Source organism: Planobispora longispora (assembly GCF_016863135.1).
GTDB classification, from domain to species: Bacteria; Actinomycetota; Actinomycetes; order Streptosporangiales; family Streptosporangiaceae; genus Planobispora; species Planobispora longispora.
In genome coordinates this window covers 20,782-40,718 of sequence record NZ_BOOH01000009.1, presented here as the reverse complement: position 1 = coordinate 40,718, position 19,937 = coordinate 20,782, and the positions used below count along the sequence as shown (strand labels likewise).

Here is a 19,937-nt window from a genome sequence, read left to right as displayed (position 1 = left end):
GCGTCCGGCCGGGTGGTCGGGGATCGAGGGTGGGGCGGCCGGCGGCGCCGTTCCCGGGCCGCCGCGCCTGCCGAGGGACCTCTGAGCGGACGGGATCGCGGGTCCGGATCCGCGGGGCCGGACCTTGGGGGTTATCGCTACGGACATCTGGTCCGGAGGGCGACCGGTCAGCTTCCGGACCGGCTCAAAGCTACTATCAGCCGCTATCGAAGATCTTTCGCCCGCCTATCCGCCGGAATCGCACCACGTGGACAGCCCGACAGCCCACCGCCCGCCGGCCCTACGGGGCCCCTCACCCCACGCTCGCCCAGGATCGTCCAGACCTGTTGTCAGGCCCGAGGGCTAAAGCCATGGGGCGACCCGAGACACCGCTTCAGCGGAAGGGCCGTACTGCTTGCAAGGTCATCCGCTGGAACGGATATCCAACCGGAGTGTCACACGCCTTCCGAGCGAGGGTGGGCGCTCAGCTGTCGCGTTTCACGAGTCGACCTGTGAGGTCACGGGCGGCGGGTCCGGTTCACCGTAGCCGGGGCATCTCCCGGGACTGGGGCCCGGACACAACGCCACCCAGGCAGGTGGACTTCTCCGGCAGTTGCGGTGTCGGCTTGATCCCGGTGAGGCGTTCGATCGGACAGAGCCATAAAAAAGATCGTCCGGCGGCCGCGAGGGCCACCGGACGATCTCGGTGATAACAGAATCTTCCCTGCTCAGGACCTATTTGAGGAGCTGGCGGGCCATCACCATGCGCTGGATCTGGTTGGTGCCCTCGTAGATCTGGGTGATCTTGGCGTCGCGCATCATGCGCTCGACCGGGAACTCGCTGGTGTAGCCGTACCCGCCGAGGAGCTGGACCGCGTCGGTGGTGATCTCCATGGCGGCGTCGGAGGCGGCGCACTTGGCGGCGCTGGAGAAGAACGTCAGGTCGGCCTGGGGCTCACCGTGGGCGGCCAGCTCGGACTTGGCCGCGGCGGCGTAGGTGAGCTGGCGGGCGGCCTCGAGCTTCATCGCCATGTCGGCGATCATGAACTGCACGCCCTGGAACTCGGCGATGGCCTTGCCGAACTGCTTGCGCTCCTTGACGTAGCCGACGGCGTAGTCCAGCGCGCCCTGGGCGATGCCGAGCGCCTGGGCGGCGATCGTGATGCGGGTGTGGTCCAGGGTGGCCAGCGCGGTCTTGAAACCGGTGCCGGGCTCGCCGATCATTCGCGACGCCGGGATGCGGACGTCCTCCAGGATGACCTGGCGGGTCGGGGAGCCCTTGATGCCGAGCTTCTTCTCCTTCGGGCCGAAGCTGACGCCCTCGTCGGACTTCTCCACGACGAACGCGGAGATGCCGCGGGCGCCGACGCCGGGCTCGGTCACGGCCATCACCGTGTAGTACTCCGACACCCCGGCGTTGGTGATCCACATCTTCGCGCCGTTGAGCACGTAGTGGTCGCCGTCGGCCACCGCGCGGGTCTTCATCGACGCGGCGTCGCTGCCCGCCTCGGCCTCGGACAGGGCGTAGGAGAACATCGCCTCGCCCCGCGCGACCGGCGCGAGGTACTGCTGCTTGAGCTCCTCCGACGCCGACAGCAGCAGCGGCACGGTGCCGAGCTTGTTGACCGCCGGGATCAGCGAGGACGACGCGCAGGCCCGCGCCACCTCCTCGATGACGATCACCGTCGCGAGCGCGTCGGCGCCGGCGCCGCCGTACTCCTCGGGGATGTGCACGGCGTGCAGGTCGGCGGCGGTGAGCGCCTTGTAGACGTCCCAGGGGAACTCCCCCGTCTCGTCGGCCTCGGCGGCCCGGGGGGCGATCTTCTCATCGGCGAGGGCGCGGACGGTCTCCCGGAGCATCTGGTGCTCTTCGGGCAGCGCGTAGAGAGGGAAGCTCATAGGAAAATAGTAGGACGTCCAACAAACTGTGGACCGGCTCAGGGGTGTGATATGTGCCGCTCCCCGTTTACGCAGGTGGCAGGGGAAGTCACGGCCGGAGGGCCGGGCGTCCCCCGTCCTCGCGGCCGCCCCCGGCGCGCTGCGGCCGGGGTGGAGCACCCTCCCCCCTCCCGGTACGGCTCCAGGCGGCCGCGGAGAAGGTCACGGGAAACCCCTCCGGACACCGGGCGGAGGACGGCCCGCACCCTTCCTGTCAGCGGCATGAGGCATGGGTATTAAAAGAGAGTGTCAAGAATGCCGGTAACCTGTCCGCGATGGATTGGGGAGAACCGAAAGGATCCGCAGTGGCCTACCGCCTGACTGTGCTGGGGACCGGGTACCTGGGCACCACGCATGCGGCCTGCATGGCCGACCTGGGCTTCGAGGTGCTCGGCCTGGACGTCGACGCCGACAAGGTCGCCAGCCTGCAGGCCGGGCACCTGCCCATCCACGAGCCGGGCCTGGAGGAGATCCTCCGCCGCAACCTGGCCAACGGCCGGCTGCGCTTCACCACCTCCTACCGGGAGGCCGCCGCCTTCGGCGAGGTGCACTTCGTCTGCGTGGGCACCCCGCAGAAGAAGGGCGAGTACGCCGCGGACGTCTCCTACCTCGACGCGGTGATCGAATCGCTGGCCCCGCACCTGGACCGCGAGTGCCTGGTGGTGGGCAAGTCCACCGTCCCGGTCGGCACCGCCGCCCGCCTGGCCGACAAGCTGGCCCGCCTGTCCCCCGTCGGCGAGGCCTCCGAGCTGGCCTGGAACCCCGAGTTCCTGCGCGAGGGCTTCGCGGTGGACGACACCATGAACCCGGACCGGATCGTGCTGGGCGTGCGCTCGGAGAAGGCCGAGAAGGTCATGCGGGAGGTCTACGCCTCCATGCTGGAGGCCGGCACGCCGCTGGTGGTCACCGACTACCCCACCGCCGAACTGGTCAAGGTCGCCGCCAACGCCTTCCTGGCCACGAAGATCTCCTTCATCAACGCGATGGCCGAGGTGTGCGAGACCGCGCACGCCGACGTCAAGCAGCTGTCGAAGGCGCTGTCGTACGACGAGCGCATCGGCGGGCGCTTCCTCAACCCCGGCCTCGGCTTCGGCGGGGGCTGCCTGCCCAAGGACATCCGGGCGTTCATGGCCCGCGCCGGGGAGCTGGGCGCCGACCAGGCGCTGACGTTCCTGCGCGAGGTCGACGCGATCAACATGCGCCGCCGGGCCCGCATGGTGGACCTGGCCCGCGAGCTGACCGGGGGCTCCTTCAACGGCTGCACGGTGGCGGTGCTGGGGGCCGCCTTCAAGCCCAACTCCGACGACATCCGCGACTCTCCCGCGCTGGATGTGGCCACGAGCATCGCGGCGCAGGGCGGGCGGGTCACCGTCTACGACCCCATCGCGCTGGACAACGCCCGCCGCGCCCACCCCGAGCTCTCCTACGGCACCTCCGCCATGGAGGCCGCGCGTGACGCCCACGTGGTGCTGCTGCTGACCGAGTGGCAGGAGTTCGTCGACCTCGACCCCGAGGAGCTGGGCTCCGTCGTCGCCCAGCGGAAGATCGTCGACGGCCGCAACGCCCTCGACGCCGAGACCTGGCGCGCCGCCGGCTGGCACTACCGCGCCCTCGGCCGCCCGTAGGACAACGAGGGCCGGCTCAGTGCGGCAGCCAGGATCGGCGCAGCACCGGCAGGCCGGTCCCGGAGTCGAGCAGGAGCCGGTTCCCGAGCGGCTCGTCGAGTGTGACGGTGATCCGGGCGAGACGGAGCATGGCGTTGCACCCCCCGTCGCCGGTCTCCTCGTCCACGTCGACCACCACCACATCACTCGTCTCGTAGGCGCGGACGCCGTGGATCCGGTCGCAGCTGCCGTGGCCGTAGTGCAGGAGGAGGTCGCGGGGCCTGGCCGGGACCGGTTCGAAGGCGGTCACCTCCTCGAACTCGCCCTTCCTCGCGACGGGACGCGGGCTGATCGCCGACGGGTCGACCGCCACGCGGCTGAACCTTCCCTCGACGCCCTCGGCGGTGAAGTGCCAGGCGGGCACCTGGATCGTCCCCCGGCTGGTGCGCAGCGGCAGCTCGCCGAGCTCGGCGCCGACGAGCCGGAGGGGGGTGCAGCCCTCGGCCGGGCATTCCTCCTCGACCAGGTCGGGAGGCTTGCTCACCTCCGCGTACGCCGTCGCCGCCGAGATGAGCGGGACCGTCAGCGCGGACCCGTCGGGCCAGCGCACCTCCCCGCTGGCGGGTGGCCCCCCGGGCAGTTCGATACCGAGCTTCCACACGCCGTTGTGCTCGGCCACCCGTACCCGGTCGGGCATCTTCCGCGGCTCTCTGCCCAGCCCTTCCAGCGGCACCAGGCCCGTGCGCCAGGCGCGGTCGGCCTCGGAGCCGTGCCAGCGCTCCGCGACCTCGCGGGCGCGGTCCTCGAACGCTCCCGCCGACATACGGCCGCCGCCGCACGCGGACAGCAGCACCGCCGCCAGCGCGAGGGGCCAGATCATTCCGCGCACGGAGGCGCCGGGGCCTCCGGGCGGCCGGTGCGGATCCGCCCGGCCGACGTCAGACGTCGAACTCGCCAAGTCTCACGCCACCGACGAAGGCGTCCCACTCGGCCTGAGTGAAGAAGAGCTTGGGACCGTCGGGGTCCTTGGAGTCGCGCAGCACGTACAAGGAGCCGAGACCCGCCTTGTGGCCCTCACGGAGGTCGTCCACCACGGCCACCTCGACGCAGCTCCCACGGTCGTCACTCGGAGCCGCCCGATGCCAGACGGCCTCGCTCAGGTCCGCTTCCACATCCCCACCACCTTCGTCAGCGGATCGGTCACGCCACCCGGGGGCAGGCATCCGCACGGGACCCTCCGGAGCACGCGGGACCCGCCCGAGGCGGGCGCGGATCTGCGCCGGGCCACGGGAAGGGCCGGCGAGATGCTCCCGGCGGCGCAGTCGGCATACACAGTATCGGTGCACCGGCCCCGTTCCCCGGTGTTCGCCACGGCGGGGTCTCCGGGCGAGAGGTCTCCGCCGCCTCAGGCCACCTCCTCCGGCGCGAAGTAGTCACGCAGCAGGGCGATCTTCCCGTCCCGCATACGGAAGATCTTCAGGAGCGACACGGTCGCGGCGCCTGCGGGCTCGTCGAAGGCGGCGTCGATCTCGACGATGAACACGTCGGGATCGGCGGTGGTGTGAAGCACGTAGCGGGATCTGTCCACGTTCAGCACGCGGTCGGTGCGCGTCGGGGGGCGCTCGTAGTACGCGGCCAGTCCCTTGCGGATCTCTTCTCGCCCCTCCATCCGCCGGGGGAACACGTGACCGGCGGGGACGAGCGGCGACTCGAGGACGCCGTCCGGGGTGAACATCTCGGCCAGCGCGTCGGCGTCGCGCGTCATCGTGAGCCAGACGTAACGCTCGTGGATCTCCACGGGGGTCGCGGCCATGGCGGGCTCCTTCGCTCTCCTCGCCCGGAATCGTGCGTGGCATCCGGAACGTCCGTGGCGCTCACCGTGTTCGGAACGTTCGCCGCGCTCAGATCATCCGGGGCATCCGGCGGCGTTCGGGCGTAGAAACTACCCCAGCCGGACCGTCCGGGCCATCCCCCTCCGGGACCGTACCCGCCGCCGCACCCCGCCGCCGGACCCGGGAACCGGATACGGCCGCGGGGCCTGGGAACCGGGTGCGGCCGCCGGGCTCAGCCGCCGAGCCCGGCGGCCTCCTCCCGGAGCCTGGCGCCCTTGGCGTGGGCCTGGTCGCGCAGCGCGGCCTGGAACTCCTCCATCTTCGCCCGCAGCTCCGCGTCGGCGGCGGCGAGGATCCGTACGGCCAGCAGCCCGGCGTTGCGGGCGCCGCCGATGGCGACGGTGGCGACCGGGACCCCGGCCGGCATCTGGACGATGGACAGCAGGGAGTCCATGCCGTCGAGGTACTTCAGCGGGACGGGCACGCCGATCACCGGGAGCGGGGTCACCGAGGCGAGCATCCCGGGCAGGTGGGCGGCGCCCCCGGCCCCGGCGATGATCACCTTCAGCCCGCGCTCCGCCGCCCGCGCGCCGTACTCGATCATCTCCTGGGGCATGCGGTGCGCGGAGACCACGTCGGCCTCGAACTCCACGCCGAACTCGGCGAGCGCCTCGGCGGCCAGCCGCATCACCGGCCAGTCGGAGTCACTGCCCATCACGATGCCGACGGTGGCCATGCGCTCTCCTTCGCCGGGCGCCTCGCCCGATCGTGCCGTGCCCGGGTGTGCCCGGGCGTCTCTTACCGCGCCCGGGTGTGCCCGGGCGTCTCATGCCGTACCCGGCTGGGCCCGGGCGTTCCTCCGTCCGCGATCGTCCCGCGTTCCGGCCGTCCGGTGTGCCCGGCCGCCCCTCGCGCGATCAGGCGCGGCGGTCAGACGTAGACGCCGTCGGCCAGGTAGGCGGCGGCGTGCCGGGCCCGGACCCGGACCTCGTCGAGGTCCGTTCCGAGCGCGGTGACGTGCCCGATCTTGCGGCCGGGCCGTACGTCCTTGCCGTAGAAGTGAATCTTGATCCCCGGGTCGTGCGCCATGACGTGCTCGTAGCGGGAGAAGACGTCCGGATCGTCGCCGCCGAGGAGGTTGGCCATCACCACGACGGGGGCGGCCAGCGAGGGCGAGCCGAGCGGGAGGTCGAGGACAGCGCGCAGGTGCTGCTCGAACTGGGAGGTCCGGGCGCCGTCGATGGTCCAGTGGCCGCTGTTGTGCGGGCGCATGGCCAGCTCGTTCACCACGAGCCCGGTGGAGGTCTCGAACATCTCCACGGCCAGCAGGCCGGTCACGCCCAGCTCGGTGGCGATCTTCAGAGCGATCCCCTGCGCGACCGCGGCCCGCTCGGGGTCGAGGCCGGGCGCGGGGGCGAGGACCTCGACGCAGATGCCGTCCTTCTGCACGGTCTCCACCACCGGGTAGCTGACGCCCTGCCCGTGCGGGGAGCGGGCGACGAGCACGGCCAGCTCCCGCTCGAACGGCACGAACGCCTCGGCCATCAGCGGCACCCCGCTCGCGAGGACCTCGGCGGCCTCCTCCGCGGACCGGCAGACCCAGACGCCCCGGCCGTCGTAGCCGCCGCGCACGGCCTTGAGCACGACCGGCCAGCCGTGCTCCGCGGCGAACCCCTCCACCTCGGCGGCCGCGGTGATCCGCCGCCAGGCCGGGCAGGGCGCGCCGATCGCGGTCAGCCGCTCGCGCATCACGGCCTTGTCCTGGGCGTGCACGAGCGCCTCGGCCCCGGGGCGGACGGCGTGGCCCTCCGCGGTCAGCGCGGCGATGTGCTCGGTGGGCACGTGCTCGTGGTCGAAGGTGAGCGCGTCGCAGCCCTTGGCGAACTCGCGCAGGTCGGCCAGGTCGCGGTAGTCGCCCAGGGGCGCGTCGGCGACCACCCGGGCCGCGCTGTCACCGGCGGACTCGGCCAGCACCCGCAGTTCCACGCCGAGCGCGATGGCCGCCTGCTGGGTCATCCGGGCCAGCTGGCCCGCTCCGATCATGCCGACGACGGGGCCGATGGCGCGACCGGCCGGAGAAGTGCTGCTCACGTCCGCTGAGCTTACCGCCCCCCGGTACGGCCCCGGCCGGAGGTCGCCGTCGGTCGGCGGTCAGGTCAGTCGGCGGTCAGGTCAGTCGGCGGTCAGGGAGGCCAGGCCGCGGCGGGCGGCGACGGTGGAGGTCTTCCCCTTGCCGGTGACCTCGGTGACGAGGAGCACGATCTCGGTCCCGGTCAGCTCGGGGGCCTTGACGCTCCCGGTGAACCCGCGCAGGTCGTCCCTGCCGTAGATCGGGTGGGCGAGGGAGGACCGGCCGGGCCCCGGCCGCTGCCGGTACTCGATCTCCAGGGCGTGGATCACCAGCGCGCCCCCGGCCGGCAGCAGCAGCGCGCGCTGCGGGCCGACGAGCAGCCGGACGTCGGTGCCGAGCCGGTCGGGGCGGACCGTCTCGGGCCGCCTGCCCAGCTCCGCGAGCAGCTCCGCGGCGACGTCGCCCTTGGGGAACGACACTCCGCTGACGCCGGCGGGATCGGTCAGGTAGGTCAGGTAGCGCTGCGGCACCAGCCGGGCCTTGACCCCGGTGGAGGGGTCGTCGGAGGGTACGGCGCCGCCGGTGGGCTCGGGGGCCCCGTCGCCCTCCGCCGGGATGGGCCCCGCGGCGAGCCGCCAGCGGCCGTCCTCGTGGACGAAGAGGAAGTAGGCCGGGCGGGGTTCGCGCGCCAGGGCCGCGAACCAGCGGTCCTCCCCGGCCGGGGCGGGCAGGAAGAACTCCGGGTCGGCGTATTCCTGGCGGGTGGGAGCTGGGCGGCCGTTCCGGGTTGCCTCGCAGGCACGGCCGCCCAGCGTATTCTCCGCCCAGGCGGTCAGCTGATCGACCGCCGCGCAGTCCCGGTCGCGCCAGGCGTCGTCGAGCTGCCCGAGGAGCTCGAACGCCTGGACCGCCTCCGCGCGTTCGACCGTACGGGCGGATGCCTCCGGGGACGGCCCGGTCTCGGGGACCGCTCGTCCTTCGCTCCGCACGCCGCAGCCCGCCGCGGCGCACAGGCCGAGGAGCAGGGCGATCAATCGGCGAGGCAAGCGATGGTCCCGGGGTTCTGGCCGTCTGGTCGGCGATCCGTCTGGAACCGATCGCGAGAGGTGAGCCCCCGAGCCTTCCCGCGATCTACCCGAACAGGGTAACGTCAGATGCCCTGATTTATCCGTCGTTGTGGGACATTTATAGAAATGTTCTTGAGCACCGGCGACGCAACGATTCGACCGGCTCTCGCACGGCGACCCGGAGGCCCCCGGTAGCCTGAGGGCGACGCCCGAGATCCACCGGATGACGGCGGATCCGCAGCCGACAGGAAAGGACCGTGCAGCAGACGTGCAGTTCCTCCGACACGCCTACAAACGGTTCGCCGACCTGGTGCACGAGCTGGCGAAATTCGGGATCATCGGGGCCATCGCCTTCGTGATCGACTTCGGCGCCACCAACCTGCTCCGCTGGGGCTGGGGCTGGGGGCCGCTGACCTCCAAGGTCATCGCCACGATCATCGCGGCGACCTTCGCCTACCTCGGCAACCGCTACTGGACCTTCCGGCACCGGGAGCAGAGCGGCCTCGCCCGCGAGTACTTCCTGTTCTTCCTGCTCAACGGCATCGGCCTGCTGATCTCGATGCTGGTGATCGGCTTCGTGACCTACACCCTCGGCCTGGAAGACCCGATCAGCTACAACGTCGCGCTCCTGGTCGGCACGGCCCTCGGCACGCTGTTCCGGTTCTGGTCCTACAAGCGCTGGGTCTTCCTCGCCGCCACGGCCGTCACCGAGGAGATCCCCAAGGAACTCCCCGGCGAGACCAGGGTCCGCTGACGTCTCTCACGCCGGGCCGCTGACCACCCGGTATCTCCCGGAGTCGCCGACCGGGCGCAGGAAGACGGCGAACGCCGCGGGGCGGGGCCGTACCAGCTCCAGGCGGCCGCCGTCGGCGGCGGCCAGCGCCCGCGCGAGGGTCAGCCCGAGACCGGTGCCGCCCGCCCCGCTCATGTTGCGCTCGAAGACGCGGGGGGCGATGTCGTCGGGGATGCCGTCCCCCTGATCCGCCACCTCGATCACGATCGACTTGTCCGTGCTGCTCGTCGTCACCGTCACCGGGCCGCCGCCGTGTTTCAGGGAGTTCTCCAGCAGGGTGGAGATGACCTGGCTGATCCCTCCGCTGGTGCCCAGCGCCTTGAGCCCGCGCGTCCCGGCCAGCGTCAGTTTCCGCCCGCCGCGGGAGAACGCCGGGCCCCACTCGATGAACTGCTGGTCCAGCAGGGCGTCGAGCTCCACCACCGCGGTCTGGGCATGGCGCTGCCGCCGGGCGGCGGCGAGCAGTTCGTCGATCACCGCGGTCAGGCGCTCGGCCTGCACGATCGCGGCCTCGCCCTCCTCCTTGACGACGCCGGGGTCGTCCGCGGCCGCGACGATCTCCTCCAGCCGCATGGTCAGGCCGGTGAGCGGGGTGCGGAGCTGGTGGGAGGCGTCCGTGGCGAACTCGCGCTCCCTGGCCAGCAGGTCGGCGATCCGGGTCGCGCTCCGGTCCAGCACCTCGGCCACCCGGTCGAGCTCCTGGATGCCGTAGCGGTGCTTGCTCGGCCGGGCCTCACCCGAGCCGAGCCGCTCGGCGATCATGGCCAGGTCGCGGAGCGGGAGCGTCAGCCGGCGCGACTGCACGACGGCGAGCCCCACCGCCACCGCGAGGGCCACCGCGGCGAGCGCGAGGATGAGCAGGAGCCAAGCGTGGACCTGCTGCTCGACCTGGGTCTTGTCCCGGATCACCACGACGTAGACCCCGCTCTCCGACTGGGCGTCCGCCTTGAGCGAGCGGTCCCGGGGGGGCTCGGTGCCCACGGTGATCACCTGGTCGGGGATTCCCCTGGCGTAGATCTGGATGTAGCGCTCGGGGTATTTCTTCGCGAGCTGCTCGGGATCGATCGGCTGCTCCTGCCCCCGGGCGTACTCCACGTCGCCGACCAGGCTCTTGGCCTCCCCCGTGAGTTCCTGGGTCGCCTCCTCCTGGATGAGGCGGTTGACCGCCACGCCCAGCGGGATGCCGAGCAGCAGCACCGCGATGACCGCGACGAGCAGGGTGGAGGAGAGCAGACGACGGCGCATCCCTACTCGCGTTCGAAACGGAAGCCGACCCCTCGAACCGTGGTGATGTAGCGCGGCTTCGCTGCGTCGTCGCCGAGCTTGCGGCGCAGCCACGAGATGTGCATGTCCAGGGTCTTGGTGGAGCCCCACCAGTTGGTGTCCCACACCTCGCGCATGATCTGCTCGCGCGTGACCACCTTCCCGGCGTCCCGGACCAGGACCCGGAGCAGGTCGAACTCCTTGGTGGTCAGGTGCAGTTCCTTGTCGCCCATCCACGCGCGGCGGGAGTCGGCGTCGATGCGCACGCCCTGGACCACGGGCGTCTCGGAGGTGCCGCGCCGGAGCAGGGCCCGGACCCGGGCCAGCAGCTCGGCCAGGCGGAACGGCTTGGTGACGTAGTCGTCGGCCCCGGCGTCGAGGCCCACCACGGTGTCCACCTCGTCCACGCGGGCGGTGAGGATGAGCACGGGCGTGCCGTGCCCCTCGGCCCGGATGCGCCGGGCCACTTCGAGGCCGTCCATCTCGGGCAGCCCCAGGTCAAGAACGATCAAGTCGATGCCACCCGACAGAGCCCTCTCCAGGGCTTGCGGGCCGTCGGGGCTCACCTCCACCTGATAGCCCTCACGGCGCAGGGCTCGCGCCAGCGGCTCGGAAATCGAGGTGTCATCCTCGGCGAGAAGTACGCAGGTCATGTTGAGAGAGTAGGACCTTAAGCGATCGTTTCCCCGGCATAGCGCGCGGTTTGACTTGCCGTTGACCTATCTATTGACCTGGGCAAACACTGATAAATCCCGGATAGTCATCCCGCACCGGTTCACGAGGAGCGGGTACGGCGCCCGCCTCGGGAGTCCCCGAAAGAGCACGGCCCTAATCGCATTATCGACAAAAAGAACACGCCCAGTCGGACCGTGTCCGATTGGGCGTGTCTCGGCGTGTCTCGGCGTGTGGGGAAGACCCCTCAGGAGGCCGACGGCGGCTCCGCGTACCGGGCGAGGTAGAGCTGCTCGCCCAGGCTCTCGATGAGCGAAAGCTCGGTCTCCAGGTAGTCGATGTGGTGCTCCTCGTCCTCCAGGATCTCCTCGAAGAGCCGGGCGGAGGTGATGTCACCCTTGTCGCGCATGATGGCGATCGCCGGCCGGATCCGGTTGACGACCTCCAGCTCGACCGTGAGGTCGGCGCGGAGCTGTTCGGTGACGGTCTGCCCGATGTGGAGCGTGCCCAGGCGCTGGTAGTTGGGCAGGCCCTCGAGGAAGAGGATCCGGTCGGTGAGCTTCTCCGCGTGGCGCATCTCGTCGATGGACTCTTCGCGGGTGTACTTCGCAAGCTTGGTGTAACCCCAGTTCTGCTGCATCTTGGCGTGCAGGAAGTACTGGTTGATCGCGGTCAGCTCGGCGGTGAGCTGTTCGTTGAGCAATTCGATGATCTGCTTGTCGCCCTGCATCGGCGGGCTCCTTGCCTTATGCGGTCGCCAACTCTTCAGACCGCTTCAGGATCGCACAGATCTTGCGCACGCAAGAAGCACAGTCGCCTCCGGCGCCGGTGGTGTCGCGGATTTGCCGCGCGCTCTTCGCCCCAGCGGCGATGCAGTCGTGCACCTCATTCTCAGTCACTGCGCGGCAGACACACACATACATGGCGAGGAAGGGACCTCTCAAGAAGAGTAGCACATAGGTAAGGCACACCTAAGGTAACTCACTTTGGTTAGGCTTGCCTATGTGAGCTGAGCCACATAATCGCAGCTCAGCGGCGAGGCCATTTGCGACACACGGAACGTTAGATCCCCGTCACCGTGGGAAGTGGATCGTCCGGGCCCTGCACGGACCCACTCGGGCCCCTCTCAACGCACCCCGCGCGGCCTCACTCGGCCCTGCGCAGCACGTACGGCTGGATGACCCCCAGCCCCCGGACCGGCCTGCGCCGGATGCGGTGGGTCTCGAAGCCGGGTTCCGCCCCGACGGCGTCGGCCATGCCCGCGTCGATGACGACGGTCCCCGGACGGGCGACCGCCGTCAAGCGCGCCGCCAGATTGACCGTGGTCCCGAAGACGTCCCCCATCATCGGCAGCACCGGGCCGTAGGCCAGCCCCGCCCTGACCTCGGGCCCGTCCCGCCTGATGGCCTCGATCAGCTCCAGCGCGATCGCGGCGGCCGTACGGGGCTCGGCCGTGGTGAACAGCACCTCGTCGCCGAGCGTCTTGACCAGCCGCCCCCCGTGCGCGGCGACCACGTCGGCGGCCCGCGACTCGAACCCCTCGACCAGCTCGGCGAGGCCGTACTCGTCGAGCTCCCGCGAGACCCGGGTGAAGGAGACCAGGTCGGCGAAGCCCACCGCGAGGGTCAGCCGGGTGGGCACGGCCTCCTGCGACATGTCGGCCAGCGCCAGCAGCCGGGTTCCGGCCGCGGCCAGCTGGGAGCGCCAGACGTGGGCCAGCACCATCTCGAAGTCGGGCAGGAGCCGCTGGGCGGTCGCCATGATCTCCTTCAGGTCGGCGGGGCTGGGCGGGTGGCCCGGGTCGAGCTTGGCGCCGACGATGATCTCGGCCTGCCACTGCGCGAGCCTGGCCGTGGTCTGGCCGACCGCCCGGGTCATCCGGATGACCGTCTGCTCGTCGAGCAGGCCGCTCTCCATCATCGCCCGCACCCGCTTCAGCGCGTCGATGTCGGCCTCGGTGAAGGCCACGGCGTCGTCGGCCAGCGTGGCGAAGCCCAGCGCCCGCCAGATCCGCTCGGTCAGCTCCTGGGGGACCCCGGAGCGCTCGGCGACCTCGATCCGGGTGTAGCGGGGCTCGGGCCCCACGAAGATCCGCTCGATCTCCTCGGCCGTCGGCCGCCCCACCGCTTCCTCAGCGCCCATCTTCTTCCCTGTGTTCATGGCGACGCCAGCGCGTCGCGGCCCGGGTCGCCGTCGTCGGCCTCGTCGATGGCGCGGAACAGTTCGGCGCGGACGTCCTGGAGGTCGGGGATGTCGCGCAGGACGATCCGGCCCCGCTCGCCGGCCGACTCGACGATGAGCGTGCCGCAGCCGAGGATCCGCTCCAGCAGGGTCTGGTCGGCGCTGACCGTGTTGACCTTGCCCATCGGGATGTCGTCGTGGGAGGTGCTCAGCACGCCCGTGCTGATCGTGAACCGGTGCGAGGTCAGGACGTACACGGTGGCGCGCCACTGGAGGTACGGCACGAGCGACCACACCGCCAGCAGCCCGACCGCGATCACCGCCACCGCGGCGCGCGCGTATCCCTCGTAGGGGAAGGACGGCATGAGGAACATCGCGGCGACGGCCGCCGCGACGATGAGGAGCAGCGCCAGGAGGGGGACGACCAGGCGTTTCCAGTGGGGGTGGAAGGCCCGGATGCGCCGCTCCCCCTCCGTCAGGTGGTGATCGGGGAGACCCATGGGGCACATCGTGGCACGGCCGCGCCTCCCCCGTCAGGGGCCGTACGGTGAACGGCCCCGGGAAGACGCCGCGCCGCCCCGCGGGGCGGCGCGGCGGACGGCCGGACGAGGCGGCGCGGCGGACGGCCGAGCAAGGTGGCGTGCGGACGGCCGAGCGGGGCGGCTGCGGCAGCCCGCGGTCAGACGGCGTCCGGGCGGACGTGCACGACGTCGCCCGCGCTGAGCGTGTGCTCCTGCCCGCCGGACTCCACCACCAGGTGCCCGGAGGGGTCGACGCCGGTCGCCAGGCCGGTGAGCACGCGCTCCCCGGGCAGCTCCACCCGGACGCGCCGCCCGACCGTCCCGCTGGCCGCGAGGTAGGCGGCCCGCAGCCCGCAGGCGTCCGCGTCGCCGTCCGCCTCCGACCACTCGCGGTAGTGCGTCTCGATCTCCCGCAGCACCTCCCGCAGGAGCGGGTCGCGGTCGGTGCAGGCGGCCTTCTCGACGGCGAGCGAGGTGGCGGTGGGGACGGGCAGCTCCTGGGGGCGCAGGCTGACGTTGAGCCCGACTCCGACGATCACCGCGCTGTCCACCCGCTCGGCGAGCACGCCGGCGAGCTTGCGCTCCCCGATCAGCAGGTCGTTGGGCCATTTCAGGCGGGCGTCCACCTCCGCCAGCCGGCGCACCGCCGAGACGGCGGCCAGGCCGACGAGCAGCGGCAGCCAGCCCTGCCGCGCCGGCGGCGGGTCGGGCCGCAGCAGCATCGAGAACGTCAGGCCGGCGCGCGGCGGCGCGGACCAGGCCCGGCCGAGCCTGCCGCGCCCGGCGAACTGCGACTCCGCGACGATGACCGCTCCCTGGCGGGCGCCGTCACGTGCGGCCTGCGCGAGGTCGGCGTTCGTCGAGCCGGTCCTGTCGACGACGGCGATGTCCGACCAGAGGCCGCCGGGGCGCACCAGGGCGCGGTTGAGCGCCGCCTGGGAGAGCGGCGGGCGCTCGAGATCGGTGAAGGGGGAGTCCAGCACCCCTCCATCTTCCCTCCCCGGACGACCGAATGCTGCACGAACAGGGCGATGACCAGCGAATACCGCGATCATAGATTGAACCGATAGATGCGTTCCGGCTATCCGCATCCTCCGCAGGGGGGCGAAAATGGACGCATGAAGAGACGTCTCGACCCGCGCAACTGGGCGAGCTGGAAGCCCTTCGGGATCGGCGAGCGCAAGCCGAACAACTACCTGGAGCTGGTCAAGGCCTTCCGCTCGGTCAAGGGCAACCGCCGCTACGCCTGGCGGATCCTCACGCAGGGGACCTGCGACGGGTGCGCGCTGGGCACCAAGGGCATGCGCGACTGGACCATGGACGAGATCCATCTGTGCAACATCCGGTTGCGGCTCCTGCCGCTGAACACGATGCCCGCCCTGGACGTCTCCGTGCTGGAGGACGTCTCCGCCCTGGAGGGGCGCAAGAGCGCGGAGCTGCGTGACCTCGGGCGGCTGCCGTACCCGATGCTGCGCCGCGCGGGCGAGCCCGGATTCACCCGGATCGGCTGGGACGAGGCCCTGGACCTGGCCGCGCCGCACCTGCGCGGATCCCGGCTCGGGGTCTACCTGACCAGCCGGGGCGTGCCGAACGAGAACTACTTCGCGGCGCAGAAGGCGGTCCGGGCGCTGGGCTCCAACTCCGTGGACAACGCGGCCCGCATCTGCCACTCCCCCTCGACCGTCGCGCTGAAGGAGACCATCGGCGCGGCCGCGACGACCTGCTCCTACACCGACTGGATCGGCTCGGACCTGATCGTGTTCATCGGGTCCAACCCGTCGAACAACCAGCCGGTCGCGATGAAGTACCTCTACCACGCCAAGAAGGCCGGGACGAAGATCGCGATGGTCAACGCCTACCGCGAGCCCGGCATGGACAAGTACTGGGTGCCGTCCAACGCCGAGTCCGCGCTCTTCGGCACGAAGATCACCGACCATTTCTTCGGCGTGAACGTCGGCGGCGACATCGGCTTCCTCAACGGCGTGCTCAAGCACCTGATCGAGAACGGCTGGGCGGACGAGGCCTGGATCGACGAGCACACGACGGGCTTCGACGCCGTACGGCGGGAGCTGGCCGGGCAGTCGTGGGAGTCGCTGGAGGCGCTGGCCGGGGCGAGCCGGGAGCAGATGTTCGAGCTGGCCGAGCTGCTGGGCAGGGCACGCTCGGCGGTGCTGGTCTGGTCGATGGGCATCACCCAGCACACCTACGGCGAGGACAACGTCCGCTCGATCGTGAACCTGGCGCTGGCCCGGGGCTTCGTCGGCCGCGACAGGTGCGGATTGATGCCGATCCGCGGGCACAGCGGCGTGCAGGGCGGCGCCGAGATGGGCGCCTACGCCACCGGCCTGCCCGGCGGCCTGCCGATCACCGAGGAGAACGCCCGCAGGTTCGGTGAGCTGTGGGGCTTCGAGGTGCCCACCGCCCCCGGCCTGACCGCCACCGACATGATCGACGCGGCCCACCGGGGAGAGCTGGACGTCCTGGTCTCCAGCGGCGGCAACTTCCTGGAGGTCCTGCCCGACCCGGGCTACTGCCGCGAGGCCCTGTCCCGGCTGAAGCTCCGCGTGCACATCGACATCGTCCTGTCCTCGCAGATGCTGGTGCCCGCGGAGGGGCCCGACGGCTCCGGGGGCGACGTCCTGCTGCTGCCCGCCCAGACCCGCTACGAGATGGTCGGGGGCGTCACCGAGACGACCACCGAGCGGCGGATCATCCTCTCCCCGGAGATCCCCGGCCCCCGGATCGGCGAGGCCCGGCCGGAGTGGCAGATCTTCACCGAGCTGGCCGGCCGCGCCCGGCCGGAGCTGGCCGACCGGCTCCGCTACGCGGGCACCGCCGAGATCCGGGCGGACATCGAGCGGGCGGTCCCGTTCTACGCGGGCGTCGCCGGGCTGTCGGCGTTCGGGGACAACGTCCAGTACGGCGGCCGGCACCTGTGCCCGGACGGCCGCTTCCCCACGGCCGACGGCCTGGGCCGGTTCTCCCCGGTCCCGCTGCCCGCCCTGGAGCGCCCCGACGGGGCGTTCATGGTCGCCACCCGGCGCGGCAAGCAGTTCAACAGCATGGTCCACGAGCGCCGCGACGGCTTCAACGGCGCCACCCGCGAGGCGGTGCTGATGAGCGCGCACGACGCCGACCGCCTCGGCCTGCCCGACGGCGCCCCCGTGGAGCTGCGCTCGGTCACCGGCGGGCGCGTCTTCCGCGGCCGGGTGCTGCGCGCCCCGCTGACCCCCGGCAACCTGCAGATCCACTGGCCCGAGGGCAACGTCCTGCTCGACGCGGGCCGCCGCTCCTCCGCCGCGCGCATCCCCGACTACAACGCCCTGGCCATGATCACGAAACTGCCCTCATGACCGCCGGGAACCCCGCCGACCCCGCTCCCCCGCGTGGCGCCCCCGGGACGCCCGCGGGGGAGGCCGGTCGCGGGGTCAGGCGGCCGGGGCCGGTCAGCCGGGTCCGGATCCGGGAGTTCTCCGGCCGGGCCGTCCGGGACCGCCGCGACGACCTGGCCACCGAGGAGCCGCTGGAGATCCGGATCCGGGCGGGCGGCGGGCGCCGCACCGTGGCGATCACCATGCGGACCCCCGGGCACGACTTCGAGCTGGCGGCCGGGTTCCTGCACGGCGAGGGCGTCGCGGCGCCCGGCTCCATCGCGTCCATCTCCTACTGCGCGGACGAGGACGTGCCGCCCGAGGCGCGCTACAACACGGTCACCGTACGGCTGCGCGGCGACCGCCTGCCCGACCTGCCCTCCCTCGACCGGCACTTCGTGACCTCCAGCGCCTGCGGCGTGTGCGGCACCGCGAGCCTCGACGCCCTGCGTGAGCGGTGCTCCCCGCCGCTCGCGCGGGACGGCCTCGCGGTCCCCGCCGAGGTCCTGTACGGCCTGCCGGACACCCTCCGGCGGGCCCAGGGCGTGTTCGGCCGGACGGGGGGCCTGCACGCGGCCGGGCTCTTCACCCCGGACGGCGGGCTCGTGGCACTCCGCGAGGACGTGGGACGGCACAACGCGGTCGACAAGCTGACCGGCTGGGCGCTGCTGGACGGGCGGCTGCCGCTGGCCGGTCACGTCCTCATGGTCAGCGGCCGGACCAGCTACGAGATCATGCAGAAGGCCCTGGCGGCGGGCGTGCCGGTCGTCTGCGCGGTCTCCGCGCCGTCCTCCCTGGCCGTGGACCTGGCCAGGGAGTTCGGCATGACGCTGGTCGGCTTCCTGCGCGGCGAGCGCTTCAACGTCTACGCCGGGGCGCACCGCGTCGAACCGTGACCGGCTCGCCGGGGTGTTCCGCTCGCCGGGTGTTCTGCCGGGTGTTCCGAGCCCCCGTTCACTCCCGGCGGGACGAACTTCGAGGCTCGATCATGCGGTTGAAGCTCCTCACTTCAACCGCATGATCCGGACTCCGAACCGCTCTCAGCGGCCCTGCAGTGCCTTGACGTTGTCGCCGAACGTCCAGTTCTTCGAGCCGTCCCAGTTGATGGACCAGGTCATCAGGCCCTTGAGGCCGCCGTTGAAGGCGTTCCAGCTCTGGGCCACCAGGGCGGGCGACATGTGCCCGCCCCCGGCGCCGGGCTGGGCGGGCAGGCCGGGGACCTGCTTGTCGTACGGGACCCTGATCGTGGCGCCCTGGATGACCAGGCCGTCGTTCAGGCAGGTGGTCTGGGCGGTGAACCCCTGGACCGTGCCCGCGGAGTACGAGTCGCCGGAGCAGCCGTACATGCTCCCGTTGTAGTACTGCATGTTCAGCCACCAGAGGCGGCCGTTGTCGGCGTACTTCTTGATGATCGGCAGGTACGCGCCCCAGATGGAGCCGTACGTCACGCTGCCGCCGGTGACGTAGGCCGTCTCGGGGGCCATGGTCAGGCCGAAGCCGGGCGGCATCTGGGCGAGCACGCCGTCGATGATGCGGATGAGGTTGCTCTGGGAGGCCGAGAGCTGGTTGATGTTCCCGCTGCCGGTGAGGCCGGTCTCGATGTCGATGTCGATGCCGTCGAAGTTGTACCTCTTCAGGATCGGCACGACGGTCGCGACGAAGCGGTCGGCGACGGCGCTGGAGCTGAGGTCGATGCCCGCGGTCGCCCCGCCGATGGACATCAGGATCGTCAGGCCGGCGGCCTTGGCCTGGCACATCTCGGCGGGGGTGGCGACCTTCACGGTGGCGTCCATGCCGTCCTCCCACAGCACGGTGCCGTCGGAGCGGATGACCGGGAACGCGGCGTTGATGACGTTGTAGCCGTGCTGCCGGATGCGGGGGTCGGTGATCGGCGTCCAGCCGAACGGCGGGTGCACGCCGTTGATCGCGCCGTCCCAGTTCTCCCAGTACCCCTGGAGCACCTTGCCGGCGGGCCTGGGCTTCAGCGCGCAGGTGCTCCCGGTCGGCGTGGGCGTCGGGGAGACCGTGGGGGTCGGTGAGACCGTCGGAGAGACCGTCGGCGTCGGGGAGACCGTCGGGGTGGGCGAGCCCGTCGGGACGCCTCCGGGCCCGTCGAAGCTGACGTCGTCGGCGTAGTAGGCGCCCTGGCCGTACCAGCCGTGCAGATAGACCTCGGCGGCGGTCTGGCCGGCCGCGGTGGTGAAGGTGAGGGTGAGCTGGGTGTACGCCGTCGGCGACGAGGTCCAGCGGGATCCGCCGCCGGTCACGCCGAGATACACGTGGCTGCCGCGGACCCACGCGGTCAGGGTGTAGGCGGTGCTCGGCCGGACGGCCACGGTCTGGGCGCACCGGGCGTTGTCGGAGCCGCCGGCCGCGCCGGCGAGCGCCTTGGCGCCGGAGCGGGCCGGGGAGTCGACCACCGATCCCAGCCCGCCGGAGCAGGACCAGGGCGAGAGGGCGCCGCTCTCGAAGCCGGGGTTCTGGAGCAGGTTGGCCGCATGGGCCGAGGTCTGTGTGATGAGGATCCCCGCGATCGCCAGCAGCAGCGCCGCCGCGAGCGTCAGGAGGCGGGAGGTCCGTTTCATGGGCAGCCCTTCTGTCACCCGGGCATGAGAGATCACCGGGAATTGACGGGGAGCCGCGAT

19 protein-coding genes are annotated in these 19,937 nt (G+C 71.6%); 4 read left to right on the top strand and 15 right to left on the bottom strand.

Annotation, left to right across the window (positions count from 1 at the left end; all coding sequences use genetic code 11):
* Positions 1–714: 714 nt before the first annotated feature.
* Positions 715–1,878 (bottom strand): acyl-CoA dehydrogenase family protein, encoded by a 1,164-nt coding sequence (locus Plo01_RS04320; RefSeq protein WP_203889168.1) that lies wholly within the window; start codon positions 1,876–1,878, stop codon positions 715–717.
* Between the two features lie 344 nt (positions 1,879–2,222).
* Here Plo01_RS04320 and Plo01_RS04315 point away from each other — a divergent pair, with 344 nt between their 5' ends.
* A complete protein-coding gene (locus Plo01_RS04315) occupies positions 2,223–3,542 on the top strand; it encodes a UDP-glucose dehydrogenase family protein (protein ID WP_203889167.1) in 1,320 nt (439 codons plus the stop codon).
* 16 nt (positions 3,543–3,558) lie between these two features.
* Here Plo01_RS04315 and Plo01_RS04310 read toward each other — a convergent pair whose 3' ends face one another.
* The 6 genes from Plo01_RS04310 to Plo01_RS04285 all read right to left on the bottom strand — a co-directional run bounded on the left by Plo01_RS04310 (position 3,559) and on the right by Plo01_RS04285 (position 8,470).
* Complete coding sequence (locus Plo01_RS04310) at positions 3,559–4,401, bottom strand: hypothetical protein (protein WP_203889166.1); 843 nt, start codon at positions 4,399–4,401, stop codon at positions 3,559–3,561.
* Between the two features lie 58 nt (positions 4,402–4,459).
* Entirely contained in the window at positions 4,460–4,693 is a 234-nt protein-coding gene (locus Plo01_RS04305; protein ID WP_239315871.1) for a DUF397 domain-containing protein, read from the bottom strand.
* 233 nt (positions 4,694–4,926) lie between these two features.
* The gene (locus Plo01_RS04300) at positions 4,927–5,334 is read right to left on the bottom strand and encodes a nuclear transport factor 2 family protein (protein WP_203889165.1); all 408 of its coding nucleotides are present in this window, start codon (positions 5,332–5,334) and stop codon (positions 4,927–4,929) included.
* 251 nt (positions 5,335–5,585) lie between these two features.
* Positions 5,586–6,089 (bottom strand): 5-(carboxyamino)imidazole ribonucleotide mutase, encoded by a 504-nt coding sequence (gene purE / locus Plo01_RS04295; RefSeq protein ID WP_203889164.1) that lies wholly within the window; start codon positions 6,087–6,089, stop codon positions 5,586–5,588.
* A gap of 194 nt (positions 6,090–6,283) precedes the next feature.
* Positions 6,284–7,444, bottom strand: a complete 1,161-nt coding sequence (locus tag Plo01_RS04290) for a 5-(carboxyamino)imidazole ribonucleotide synthase (protein WP_275415359.1) — start codon at positions 7,442–7,444, stop codon at positions 6,284–6,286.
* 81 nt (positions 7,445–7,525) lie between these two features.
* Entirely contained in the window at positions 7,526–8,470 is a 945-nt protein-coding gene (locus Plo01_RS04285) for a DUF8094 domain-containing protein (RefSeq protein ID WP_203889163.1), read from the bottom strand.
* 289 nt (positions 8,471–8,759) lie between these two features.
* Between Plo01_RS04285 and Plo01_RS04280 the strand changes: the two genes are divergently transcribed.
* Positions 8,760–9,245: a GtrA family protein gene (locus Plo01_RS04280; protein WP_203889162.1), complete on the top strand. Its 486-nt coding sequence runs from the start codon at positions 8,760–8,762 to the stop codon at positions 9,243–9,245.
* Positions 9,246–9,251: 6 nt separating this feature from the next.
* Here Plo01_RS04280 and Plo01_RS04275 read toward each other — a convergent pair whose 3' ends face one another.
* From Plo01_RS04275 to Plo01_RS04245, 7 genes are all read right to left on the bottom strand, one after another.
* Positions 9,252–10,529 carry an ATP-binding protein gene (locus Plo01_RS04275; protein ID WP_203889161.1) on the bottom strand — a complete coding sequence of 426 codons (1,278 nt, stop codon included), beginning with the start codon at positions 10,527–10,529 and terminating at the stop codon, positions 9,252–9,254.
* A gap of 2 nt (positions 10,530–10,531) precedes the next feature.
* The gene (locus Plo01_RS04270) at positions 10,532–11,200 is read right to left on the bottom strand and encodes a response regulator transcription factor (protein ID WP_012888073.1); all 669 of its coding nucleotides are present in this window, start codon (positions 11,198–11,200) and stop codon (positions 10,532–10,534) included.
* Positions 11,201–11,466: 266 nt separating this feature from the next.
* Positions 11,467–11,949 (bottom strand): bacterioferritin, encoded by a 483-nt coding sequence (gene bfr / locus Plo01_RS04265; RefSeq protein ID WP_203889160.1) that lies wholly within the window; start codon positions 11,947–11,949, stop codon positions 11,467–11,469.
* Between the two features lie 16 nt (positions 11,950–11,965).
* Positions 11,966–12,142: a (2Fe-2S)-binding protein gene (locus Plo01_RS04260; RefSeq protein ID WP_084779571.1), complete on the bottom strand. Its 177-nt coding sequence runs from the start codon at positions 12,140–12,142 to the stop codon at positions 11,966–11,968.
* A gap of 223 nt (positions 12,143–12,365) precedes the next feature.
* Entirely contained in the window at positions 12,366–13,361 is a 996-nt protein-coding gene (locus tag Plo01_RS04255) for an adenylate/guanylate cyclase domain-containing protein (protein WP_203889159.1), read from the bottom strand.
* 14 nt (positions 13,362–13,375) lie between these two features.
* Positions 13,376–13,900, bottom strand: a complete 525-nt coding sequence (locus Plo01_RS04250; protein WP_203889158.1) for a PH domain-containing protein — start codon at positions 13,898–13,900, stop codon at positions 13,376–13,378.
* Between the two features lie 179 nt (positions 13,901–14,079).
* Complete coding sequence (locus tag Plo01_RS04245; protein WP_239315870.1) at positions 14,080–14,904, bottom strand: biotin--[acetyl-CoA-carboxylase] ligase; 825 nt, start codon at positions 14,902–14,904, stop codon at positions 14,080–14,082.
* 135 nt (positions 14,905–15,039) lie between these two features.
* Here Plo01_RS04245 and Plo01_RS04240 point away from each other — a divergent pair, with 135 nt between their 5' ends.
* Entirely contained in the window at positions 15,040–17,274 is a 2,235-nt protein-coding gene (locus tag Plo01_RS04240) for an FdhF/YdeP family oxidoreductase (protein WP_203889156.1), read from the top strand.
* A complete protein-coding gene (fdhD, locus tag Plo01_RS04235; RefSeq protein WP_203889155.1) occupies positions 17,271–18,188 on the top strand; it encodes a formate dehydrogenase accessory sulfurtransferase FdhD in 918 nt (305 codons plus the stop codon). Before Plo01_RS04240 ends, fdhD begins: the two co-directional genes overlap by 4 nt.
* Positions 18,189–18,332: 144 nt before the next feature.
* On the opposite strand, the gene Plo01_RS04230 is transcribed toward fdhD, so the two are convergent.
* The gene (locus tag Plo01_RS04230) at positions 18,333–19,877 is read right to left on the bottom strand and encodes a glycosyl hydrolase family 18 protein (RefSeq protein ID WP_203889154.1); all 1,545 of its coding nucleotides are present in this window, start codon (positions 19,875–19,877) and stop codon (positions 18,333–18,335) included.
* Positions 19,878–19,937: the final 60 nt, after the last annotated feature.